Origin of the sequence: Geothermobacter hydrogeniphilus (assembly GCF_002093115.1) — a bacterium.
Taxonomy (GTDB): Bacteria; Desulfobacterota; Desulfuromonadia; order Desulfuromonadales; family Geothermobacteraceae; genus Geothermobacter_A; species Geothermobacter_A hydrogeniphilus.
On the sequence record NZ_NAAD01000039.1, the window covers coordinates 1 to 10,243 of the forward strand.

9 protein-coding genes are annotated in these 10,243 nt (G+C 61.4%); 3 read left to right on the forward strand and 6 right to left on the reverse strand.

The window, feature by feature from the left end; all coding sequences use genetic code 11:
- Window positions 1-256: 256 nt before the first annotated feature.
- The 6 genes from B5V00_RS16395 to B5V00_RS16420 form a co-directional block, all read right to left on the reverse strand.
- Entirely contained in the window at window positions 257-835 is a 579-nt protein-coding gene (locus B5V00_RS16395; protein WP_085011889.1) for a cytochrome c3 family protein, read from the reverse strand.
- Window positions 832-1,725, reverse strand: coding sequence for an NHL repeat-containing protein (locus B5V00_RS16400; protein ID WP_085011890.1), 894 nt, complete (start codon window positions 1,723-1,725; stop codon window positions 832-834). Before B5V00_RS16400 ends, B5V00_RS16395 begins: the two co-directional genes overlap by 4 nt.
- 442 nt (window positions 1,726-2,167) lie before the next feature.
- Window positions 2,168-4,333 (reverse strand): amylo-alpha-1,6-glucosidase, encoded by a 2,166-nt coding sequence (locus B5V00_RS16405; protein ID WP_085011891.1) that lies wholly within the window; start codon window positions 4,331-4,333, stop codon window positions 2,168-2,170.
- 2 nt (window positions 4,334-4,335) lie between these two features.
- Entirely contained in the window at window positions 4,336-5,412 is a 1,077-nt protein-coding gene (locus tag B5V00_RS16410) for a glycosyltransferase family 4 protein (RefSeq protein WP_085011892.1), read from the reverse strand.
- Between the two features lie 417 nt (window positions 5,413-5,829).
- A complete protein-coding gene (locus B5V00_RS16415; protein ID WP_085011893.1) occupies window positions 5,830-6,012 on the reverse strand; it encodes a hypothetical protein in 183 nt (60 codons plus the stop codon).
- 74 nt (window positions 6,013-6,086) lie between these two features.
- Complete coding sequence (locus B5V00_RS16420; protein ID WP_085011894.1) at window positions 6,087-6,404, reverse strand: YajD family HNH nuclease; 318 nt, start codon at window positions 6,402-6,404, stop codon at window positions 6,087-6,089.
- A 118-nt stretch (window positions 6,405-6,522) separates the two neighbouring features.
- On the opposite strand from B5V00_RS16420, the gene leuC reads away from it, so the two are divergent.
- From leuC to B5V00_RS16435, 3 genes are all read left to right on the forward strand, one after another.
- Entirely contained in the window at window positions 6,523-7,932 is a 1,410-nt protein-coding gene (gene leuC, locus B5V00_RS16425) for a 3-isopropylmalate dehydratase large subunit (RefSeq protein WP_085011895.1), read from the forward strand.
- Window positions 7,933-8,088: 156 nt separating this feature from the next.
- Window positions 8,089-8,727 (forward strand): 3-isopropylmalate dehydratase small subunit, encoded by a 639-nt coding sequence (leuD, locus tag B5V00_RS16430; RefSeq protein ID WP_085011896.1) that lies wholly within the window; start codon window positions 8,089-8,091, stop codon window positions 8,725-8,727.
- A gap of 280 nt (window positions 8,728-9,007) precedes the next feature.
- Window positions 9,008-10,045 (forward strand): GMP reductase, encoded by a 1,038-nt coding sequence (locus B5V00_RS16435; protein WP_085011897.1) that lies wholly within the window; start codon window positions 9,008-9,010, stop codon window positions 10,043-10,045.
- Window positions 10,046-10,243 lie beyond the last annotated feature (198 nt).

Genomic DNA, 10,243 nt, shown 5'->3' on the forward strand with positions numbered 1-10,243 from the left:
GCCTCATAGCAGTGGCTATGGGGCAAAATGGAGCTGGGATATGGGCCGAACGCGCGGATTTGCAGCCAGTTCATGGATAGTCCAACAGCCTTCTAGTACCCTGTAACTCATAGGATTTCGTAATATTGCGCCGGGATTTTCCGTGTCGACAAGGCGCGCTTTCCGCTGCATAGCCGTAGCTATGGAGCGGTGAAGCGCAACGCAGCTGACGCGGAAAATAACCAGCAAGATGCGAAAGATTATGGGTTACAGGGTACTAGGGCGGCATGAAACCGGTGGCATGGTCATGGCACCGGGTACAGTCCTGGTTTCGTCTGTGGTTCGGGTCATGACAGATCTCGCAGACCCCGAGTCCGTCGCCGCGATTGAAATCCGCCGAACGGTTGCTGTCCGACTCGAACACCACGTCACGAACAACGCCCAGCACCTTATTCTCCTCGCGGATGGCGGCATCGGGATACCGGGTCGGAGGATTGTCGTTGTAATCGTACTCGAAGCCGATCAGGCGGATATTGGTTCCGCCCTGGCTGTTGGTGCGATTGTCGTGGGGGTTGTGACACTCCAGGCAGGTGATGTAGCCGATCTCCCCGGGCAACAGGTTGTTCGGGTTGTGGGCGGCGGCCTCGGTGGCAATGCCCAGCGGACCGTGACAGGCCAGACAGGTCGCCTCGGTGGAAAGTTCGTCAAGCAGTCCGGTGTCGGACGCACTGCCGTGGAGACTGTGGCAGGTGTCGCAACCGTTGTAGTTCTGATGCGCCGCGATCAGCGCCTCGGCTCTCAGCGGCAAAAGCATGAACGACAGGAAGACAAGAAGGATCATCCGGTTGGTTTTCATGGCATCACACCTCCCTGTCGATAGACTTCGATCCGGGCCGGTTTGCTGTTGGCGACCAGCAAGTCGCCGCTTCCGGGGTCTATCGTCACGTCGAGGGGAAGAAAGAGTTCGCCGTTGCCGGTACCGGCCTGGCCGACCGTTTTGAGAAGTTCACCGGTCAGTTCATCAAGCACCAGCACCTGCCCCAGCAGGCTGTCGACGAGAAAAAGGTGGCCCTTGCCGTCGACCGTCAGTCCCTGGGGCGTGGAAAAGATGCTGGTCACGCCGAGCATGCCGCTGCTGATGGTTCCCGGCAGCGATCGCAGGAAAGTGCCGTCTTCCGCGTAGACCCTCACCTGCGGCGCGTCGGGCACACCGAAATCGCTGACCAGGATTTCCCGCCGATCCGGGTCGAAGGTCACGGCGGTGGGGGCGTTGAGTTCTCCCGATCCTATGGCGAATCCGGCATCTGTTCCATTCAGGGTGAAGACCCGGATTTCTTTGGCCTTCAGGTCGGCAATATAGACCAGTCCGGAGGCGGCATTCAGTGCCATGCCGTTGGGCCGCAGGAATTCGTTGTCCCCCTGTCCGAGTCTGAAGAGCGGGGTGCCGCTCAGGTTGTAGACTGAAACCCGGCCGGTGCCCTGCTCGGCGACGAAAACCCGCCCACTCGCGACAACGACACCGGCCGGTCGGGGACCGACGGGGAAACTGTCTTTTATTTCCAGGCTTTGCCGATCGAGCAGAAATACCCGGTCGGCAAGGTGGTCGGCGACCCACAGGCCTTCGGTCGTGACCGCGGACAGACGCACCGGGGATTGCATCTGCGGTTTGACATCTTCGTTGCCGGCGCAGGACAACAGGATGAGACAGCAGCCGACCAGAAGCAGGAGACGTAGCGGCAGTTTCATCGGGACCTCCATCACAAAACCAATTCCAGGCTTGGCTGGAACCTGAACCCACGGATTCAGGTGGAAAAAAGAATATCCAAAGAGTTGCGACAGCAACATTCAGGCCAGCCCTCGACGGAACACGTCAACCTCCAGGAAAAAGAGATCTCCAGGAGGAAGGAAATTCATCGTGCCGAGGCTTGCAATTATTTGAAATAAGATGAGATTTTTGAAATGGCAGGTCGACACCAATCAGGAAGATTGAACTTGCCGCGTCGCAAGTGACCCGGTCTGCGTCAGGTCAAAATCACTCACCGTCAACCCGAACCCTAATTGGCAGTGCACAAAATGCACGCCTTGTGCCGTAAATTGCCAGCCGGGTTGCCTGATGGCGTGCCCCGGTTGCGAGGAGCCTGCAGGCTCCCTTCAGTGTGAACCCCGCAGATTTCCGGAGCGGTTCAGCCTATTTTTCGACCACGACCCCGATCTCTCCGTCACGATGCAGGGCGTTGATGCCGACATCTTCCCCGTAGCGGGCCAGGTGGAGATCGATGCGTGCGTTGCCGACCTGCAGGTTGCGAAACCATACTTCGTCGAGGAAGGGGGGCAGAACCGGGTGACGGAAGCGAATTTTCCGGCTGGTGGCATCGATTTCCAGGCCCAGGGAGGCCTGCAGCAGCTGGAATACCGCCCCGGCCGCCCAAGCCTGGGGGGAACAGGCCAGCGGATAGAGGACCGGACCCTGACCGGGCAGGCGGCGGAAACCGCAGAACAGTTCCGGCAGACGACACAGTTCGACCTGCAGTGCCAGATGGTAGAGTCCCTCGAACAGTTGCATGGCCTGCCGGGTGCGGCCGTAGCGGGCCAGGCCGAGGGCGATCAGGGCGTTGTCGTGGGGCCAGACCGAGCCGTTGTGGTAAGCCATCGGATTGTAGCGGGTGCTGCCCTCGGCCAGGGTACGGATTCCCCAGCCAGAGAAGAACTCGGGGGAGAGCAGTTTTTCGGCCAGTCGGGCGGCCTGTTCGGGGGTGGCGATGCCGGTGAACAGGCACTGGCCGGCGTTGGAGGCGGCGACCCGGCAGGGGCGCTTGTTACCGTCGAGGGCCAGGGCGTAGCAGGAGAGTTCCTCGCACCAGAAATCCCGCTGAAAATTCTTCCGCAGCTGCCGGGCGGCCCGCAGCTGCCGGGCGGCCAGTTCGTCATCCCCCATGACTTCGGCCAGCCCGGCGAGTTCCCGGCGGGCGGCGTAGAGATAGCCCTGCACCTCGCACAGGGCGATGGGGCCCCTGGCCGGACTGCCGTCGGCGTGAAACACCGAGTCCCAGGAATCTTTCCAACCCTGCTGGACCAGGCCGTCCGCCGACTGGCGCTGGTATTCGAGGTAACCGTCGCCGTCCCGGTCGCCGTAGCGTTCGATCCACTCCAGGGCCCGTAGCAGGTGCGGCCAGAGCTGTTGCAGAAAGTCCCGATCGCCGCTGCGCCGGAACCAGGCACCGGCCAGCAGCAGAAAGAGCGGGGTTGAATCGACGCTGCCGTAGTAACGCCCGAAGGGAATCTCGCCCAGCGCCGCCATCTCCCCGCGCCGGGTTTCGTGGAGGATTTTTCCCGGCTCTGCGTCGGTTTCCGGGCAGTGTTCCGCGGCCTGGTGGGCGGCCAGGAAGCCGAGGACTCCACGGGCGATGGCCGGGTTGAGCCAGAGGGTCTGCAACGCGGTCAGCAGGCCGTCGCGGCCGAAGGAGGTGCTGTACCAGGGGACCCCGGCGTAGGGATAGATCCCCTGCGGGGTCTCGGTGAAGAGCATGTGCAGATCATCGAGGGAACGCTCCAGCCATTCGTTGAAGTGTCCCTTGCTGGTGCTGATCGCGCAGTGTTGGGCGCGGTAGCCCTCCATCCGCCGCAGGGATGCGCCGAATTCGACGTCATAGCAGCCGGTCCGGCAGAGCTCGGCATCGTTAAGGCAGCCGAAGGTCAGGTAGAGATTGCGTTCCTCGCCCGGGCCGATGCTGAGCTGCAGTTCGGCACTCTCCCCGCTGATCTGGATCGGGTCCGGTTCGAAGCAGATCTGCAGTTGTCGCCGCACTCCGTCGCGGCCCCGGTAGGGAAGTTTGACCGCGTCCCGGTCGGTTCGGGCCGGCAGCCGTTGGCCACGAGCCTGGCGCTGCATGCCGCGGACCTCGAAAATGTCGCGGAAATCGCCGTCGAAACGGAACCGAAAGTGAAGGGTCACCGGCTCTGCGCCGAAATGGCAGATCCTGATCCGTTCGAAACAATGTCGCTGCCAGAGAAATTTCGAGCGGAACAGGTGCAGACTGCCGCGGGGGAGTTCGTTGCCGTCGGCCAGGACCAGGTCGGGGTTGGTCAGATCGACGGCCAGCAGTTCATTGCGTTCGTTGACGGTTGAGCTGAGCAGTAGCGGACGCTGGTTTTCGATCAGGAATTCGAGTCGTGAGAGAAACCGGGTTCCCTCGTGGTAGAGTCCCTGTTCGCCCCGGCCGATCGGCTGGATGTCGCCGCGGCAGTCGAAGACCGCGAAGGTTTCCCCCTGCTTCAGCACCCGGGTGCGGTCGTCGGCCAGGCAGGAGGCCGCCTGGATGTAGTACTGGTCCTTGACCTGGATGATCTCGTCCATCGTCAGGCCGCCGTCTCCACCCGCCAGTCGGTTGCCGGCGGTTGCGGCCGGTCGTGGCGCGACTGTCCCTGCCGTTGGTAGAGTTCGAGGTAGTTGCGCGCCATCTGTTCGACCGAAAAGCGGGTTTCGAAGACCTGCCGGCAACAGTGTCGGTCCAGGGAACCGATTTCGCGTACCCGTGCGACCGCGCTGCTGATATCGCTGACGATGAAGCCGCTCTGTCCCTCGACCATGACTTCGGGCACCGAACCGTGACGGAAGGCGATCACCGGCGTGCCGCAGGCCATCGCTTCGATCATCACCAGTCCGAACGGCTCCGGCCAGTCGATGGGGAACAGCAGGGCGAGGGCTCCGCCGAGAAATTCCTGTTTTTCATGTTCGCCGATCTCGCCGATGAACTCGACCAGGGAGCTGTCGAGCAGCGGTCTGATATGAGTTTCGAAATACTCCCGGTCGGCCCGGTCGACCTTGGCGGCGATTTTCAGGGGGATGCCCGCCCGCCTGGCGATCTCGATGGCCCGGTCAGGTCGTTTTTCCGGCGAGATGCGGCCGAGAAAGGCCAGATAGTCTCCCGGCTGTTCCTGCAATCGGAACAACTCTTTCGGCAGGCCATGATGGACGGTGCCGAGCCAGTTGGCAAAGGGCAGGGGCGCGCGCTGGGCATCCGAGATGGAGACCAGCGGCATGTCGCGATACTCTCGGTAGAGCGGCGCCAGATCGGGAGTGTCGAGACGGCCGTGGAGCGTGGTCAGCTGGTTGCAGCGGTGGCGGCGTGAGAGCGGAAAATGCAGGTAGTCGATGTGAAAATGGACTGCATCGAATTCGTCGACCCGCCTGAAAATCTCCTCCAGCATCCGCAGGTGCTGCGCCAGGGGGTCGCTGCAGTTGCCGAGTCGCAGTGCCCTGGGGGTGCAGGGGATCAGCTCGGCCGAGGTTGTCGAGTCGGCACTGGCGAACAGGGTCACATCGTGTCCCTGGCGGACCAGCTCTTCGGTGAGAAAGGATACCACGCGTTCGGTGCCGCCATACCGGCTCGGAGGAACGCTTTCGTACAGGGGGGATACCTGGGCGATTTTCATAGGACCTCCTTTTCTGTGTCGTACCCAGAGGTGCAGTTCGAAACAAAAAGAAAATGCTACAAAAACCGATTTTGATGGTCGGTGAGAAATCCCAATTTAGTCCGTCCGGCGGAAATTTCAAGTGGAAAAGAATGGTGGCGTCGCAAAAACTCACCAGCAGCTGCGTTGCTGCGTTTGTCTCGCTGCTTCAACGTACGTAAGTGCGCTTCATTGCTCGACAATCGCGCGCCTTGCTGCTGGCGCTTTTTGCTTAGCCAACATTCTTGATGCTTTTTGCGAAAGCATCAAGAATGGGAATTCAAAGCAGGGGGACGGGTCCCTGAGTCGCAGGGCATCGCTCCGCTGGCTGGGCGGGGCCATCAAGAAAAAGGCGACCGCAGGGTCGCCTTGAAGAGCTGCATCAGATCCGGTTCCGGGTCATTCGAGCTTTTCGCAGATTTCGCTCGCCCAGACTTCGGAACCTTCCCCGACATGGACGTTGAAATAGCCGTGGTCGCACATGTAGACCTCGCCGGCGGTTTCCGTGTCGGTGTTCATGACCCTCGGTTTCTGGCCGGAATCCAGCTTTTTGCAAAGATCCTCGTAGGTGTAGATATCCATGGATTTCCTCCTCTCTCCTTTTGTTTCATTTTAGCACAGGAGAGGGGCCTGATGCCTGTCGCTAAGGAGGGTGTTCAGTCCTCTTTCGCCAGGTAATCACCCAGCAGTGAGCGGCTGTGTTCGTCGTCGTGGCAGTAGGCGCAGAGATTCTCCCAGTTGCTGCCGTCGGGCGGATTGTTGTTGTGATTGCCGTCGCGATGGTGGACGGTGAGCAGGTGCAGGTTTTCGCGCTCGAACTCGCGACCGCACTTGGCGCAGATCCAGCCGTGCAGCTTCAGCGATTTTTCCCGGTAGGTTTCCCGCCCGGCTTCCCCGGCCTTCAGTCGCCGGGTGATCTCGGCGATCTCCTCGGCACTTTTCGCCGGCCGCGGCCGGCGTCTCCAGTTGCTCATCTGCTCTTCTCCTCTTTAAGTGGCCCGGTCCCCTCGACTCCGGCTGCTGCAGCGGGTACTCTTTATCAGGAGGCTGTCGACAGCCTCCTGAAGCGGATCAATTCCTCAGAGGTCAATTATGGCTGCCAGGACACTCTACGACAAGTTATGGAACGATCATGTGGTGAGGTGTGAGGAGGATGGCACCTGTCTGCTCTATATCGACCGCCAGCTGATTCACGAAGTCACCTCGCCGCAGGCCTTTGAAGGGTTGCGGTTGGCCGGGCGCAGGCCCTGGCGGGTGGAAGCCAACCTGGCGGTGCCCGATCACAACGTACCGACCGTCGATCGGCTGCTCGGCATCTCCGACCCGGTCTCGAAGCTGCAGGTCGACACCCTGGAGCAGAACTGCGAGGAGTTCGGTATCCGCCTCTTCAGGATGAACGACATCCGTCAGGGGATTGTGCATGTCATCGGCCCCGAACAGGGGGCGACCCTGCCGGGGATGACGGTGGTCTGCGGCGATTCCCACACCGCCACCCACGGCGCCTTCGGGGCGCTGGCTTTCGGCATCGGCACCTCGGAGGTCGAGCATGTCCTCGCCACCGGCTGCCTGCTGCAGAAAAAATCCAAAAACATGCTGGTTGCCGTGGACGGCAGGCTCGGTCACGGCGTCACCGCCAAGGATATCGTGCTGGCCATCATTGGCAAGATCGGCACCGCCGGCGGCACCGGCCATGCCATCGAATTCGGCGGCGAGGCGATCCGCGCCCTTTCCATGGAAGGGCGGATGACGGTCTGCAACATGGCCATCGAGGCCGGCGCCCGCGCCGGGATGATCGCCGTCGACCAGACCACCCTCGACTATGTTCAGGGTCGTCCGCTGGCACCGCGGGGGGCTCTATGGGGACAGGCGGTGGCCGCCTGGGGCGATCTTCACAGTGACCCGGGGGCCGTTTTCGACCGGGTGGTCAATCTCGACGCGGCCACCATCGAACCGCAGGTCAGCTGGGGGACTTCGCCGGAGATGGTGATGCCGGTCGGCGGTGTGGTCCCCGACCCGGCCGCCGAGCCTGACCCGGTCAAACGTCAGGGGATGGAGGCGGCGCTGACTTATATGGATCTCAGGCCGGGAACGCGGATGGTCGATATTCATCCCGACAAGGTTTTCATCGGTTCCTGCACCAACGGCCGCATTGAGGATCTGCGTGCCGCGGCGGCGGTGCTGAAGGGGCGAAAGATCGCCGCCAGCATCCGGCTGGCGATGGTCGTGCCCGGCTCCGGCCTGGTCAAGCAGCAGGCCGAGGAGGAGGGGCTCGATCGCGTCTTCAGGGAGGCCGGGTTCGAATGGCGCGAGCCGGGTTGTTCCATGTGCCTGGCGATGAACGCTGACCGGCTTGAACCGCAGGAACGCTGCGCCTCGACCTCCAACCGCAACTTCGAAGGCCGCCAGGGGCAGGGGGGACGCACCCATCTGGTCAGCCCGGCGATGGCCGCCGCGGCGGCGGTGGCGGGGCATTTCATCGATGTGCGGGAGCTGGAAGACTGAAATCAGGAGTCAGGAGTCAGGAGTCAGGAGTCAGGAGTCAGGAGTCAGGAGTCAGAAGTCAGAAGTCAGAAGTCAGAAGTCAGAAGTCAGAAGTCAGAAGGGCGCTGGTACCTTTCGCCCTCGGCCTTTGGCCTTTAGCCGCTTTTAAGGATACCTATGGAAAAATTCACCCGCATGACCGGCCTGGTCGTTCCCCTGGACCGGCCGAATGTTGATACTGACGCCATTATCCCCAAGCAGTTTCTCAAGTCGATCAGGCGAACCGGTTTCGGCCCCTACCTGTTCGACGAGTGGCGCTATCTTGATCATGGCGAACCGGGGATGGATTGCAGCGACCGTCCCCGTAATCCCGATTTTGTCCTCAATCAGCCGCGCTACGAGGGGGCGGGCATTCTGCTGGCGCGGCGGAACTTCGGTTGCGGTTCCTCTCGCGAACACGCTCCCTGGGCGCTGCTCGACTATGGCTTCCGGGTCATCATCGCACCGAGTTTCGCCGACATCTTCCGCGGCAACTGCTTCAAGAACGGCATCCTGCCGATTGTCCTCGACGAGGCGGTTGTCAACCGGCTTTTCGTCGCGGTGGAAGAGAACGAGGGGTACCGGCTGCGGGTCGACCTGGAGGGGCAGAAGCTCACCACGCCTGAGGGTGACATCATCCCCTTCGAGGTTGACCCCTTCCGCCGTGATTGCCTGCTGGGCGGCCTCGACGAGATCGACCTGACCCTGCGGCACGCCGAAGAGATCCGTCAATATGAACGGCGGCGGCAGAAGCGGGCGCCCTGGCTGTTTGAATAATTCTTCACTACGGAGGCACGGAGAAAATTGTTTTGCCACCAAGATACCAAGAGCGCCAGGAAAATCTTTTTTTAACGGAGAGTCGCTGAGAGGGAGAGAACGCAGAGAAAACCAAAAGCAGATTTTTGGGTTTAAACCCAAAATTTTTTCTCTCCCTCTTTGCTCCTCTCCGCCTCTCCGTTAAATGAGTTTTTGACCTTCTTGACGAACTTGGCGTCTTGGTGGCCCAAAGATTTTGAAGTTCTCTGTGTTTCCGTGGGAACTTATCCGGGAGGCAGATATGCGTGTCGAAACAGATCTCAAGCTCGGTTTCAAGAATGTCCTCATCCGTCCCAAGCGCTCGACCCTGAAGAGCCGTGCCGAAGTGGTGCTGGAGCGGGAGTTCCGATTTCTGCACAGTGGACAGCAGTGGCGCGGGATTCCGATCATTGCCGCCAACATGGATACCGTCGGCACCTTCGAGGCCGCCGAGGTCCTCGCCGGCTTCGGTCTTTTGACCGCGATTCACAAGCATTACAGTCCGGCGGACTGGGACGATTTTCTGCAGGGTCGCGATCAGGTGATCTGTGAACGGGTGATGGTCAGTACCGGAACCGGCGAGTCTGATTTCAACCAGTTGCAGAAGATTCTGGAGGTGCATCCGCGGCTGCGGTTTGTCTGCATCGATGTCGCCAACGGCTACGCCGAGGCCTTTGCGGCCTTTGTCTCCCGGGTGAGAGAGGCTTACCCGGACCGAACCATCATTGCCGGCAACGTGGTGACCGGAGAGATGGTTGAGCAGTTGCTGCTTTCCGGTGCCGACGTGGTCAAGGTCGGTATCGGTCCCGGTTCTGTCTGCACCACCCGGGTCAAGACCGGGGTCGGTTACCCGCAGCTCTCGGCGGTGATCGAATGCGCCGACGCCGCCCACGGCCTCGGTGGCCGCATCATCTCCGATGGTGGCTGTACCTGCCCGGGAGATGTCGCCAAGGCCTTCGGCGGCGGCGCCGATTTCGTCATGCTCGGCGGCATGCTCGCCGGTCACGATGAGAGCGGCGGGGAACTGGTTGACCGCGACGGGCAGCAGTACAAGCTCTTCTACGGCATGAGTTCGACGACGGCCATGGAAAAATACGCCGGCGGAGTGGCCGAGTACCGTTCCTCGGAAGGGAAGGTGGTCGAGGTTCCCTATCGGGGGCCGATTGCCGAAACGATCCGGGACATTCTCGGCGGACTGCGTTCCGCCTGCACCTATGTCGGTGCCGGGGCGCTGCGGGAGCTGTCGAAGCGGACGACGTTTATACGGGTGATGGAACAGGAAAACCAGACGTTTTCGTGAGGGCGGCCGATATCCGCACATCTGCTGCGTTACCCTCGGCCTTCAATCCTCGACGTAGCTGCCGCTACGCCTGTGGTTTCAGTCCTCGGGTGCCTTGCAGCTGCACGAATCTCGACCGCCTTCAACGGTAGTGCTGGGGCGGCCGATACGCACGCATCTGCTGCGTTGCTCCCGCGCCTCGTCATTCCGACGTAGCTG

Bases quoted from the DNA above. Each gene is read 5' to 3' on its own strand.
- B5V00_RS16395 (WP_085011889.1), bottom strand. From the start codon at position 835: ATGAAAACCAACCGGATGATCCTTCTTGTCTTCCTGTCGTTCATGCTT.
- B5V00_RS16400 (WP_085011890.1), bottom strand. From the start codon at position 1,725: ATGAAACTGCCGCTACGTCTCCTGCTTCTGGTCGGCTGCTGTCTCATC.
- B5V00_RS16405 (WP_085011891.1), bottom strand. From the start codon at position 4,333: ATGGACGAGATCATCCAGGTCAAGGACCAGTACTACATCCAGGCGGCC.
- B5V00_RS16410 (WP_085011892.1), bottom strand. From the start codon at position 5,412: ATGAAAATCGCCCAGGTATCCCCCCTGTACGAAAGCGTTCCTCCGAGC.
- B5V00_RS16415 (WP_085011893.1), bottom strand. From the start codon at position 6,012: ATGGATATCTACACCTACGAGGATCTTTGCAAAAAGCTGGATTCCGGC.
- B5V00_RS16420 (WP_085011894.1), bottom strand. From the start codon at position 6,404: ATGAGCAACTGGAGACGCCGGCCGCGGCCGGCGAAAAGTGCCGAGGAG.
- leuC (WP_085011895.1), top strand. From the start codon at position 6,523: ATGGCTGCCAGGACACTCTACGACAAGTTATGGAACGATCATGTGGTG.
- leuD (WP_085011896.1), top strand. From the start codon at position 8,089: ATGGAAAAATTCACCCGCATGACCGGCCTGGTCGTTCCCCTGGACCGG.
- B5V00_RS16435 (WP_085011897.1), top strand. From the start codon at position 9,008: ATGCGTGTCGAAACAGATCTCAAGCTCGGTTTCAAGAATGTCCTCATC.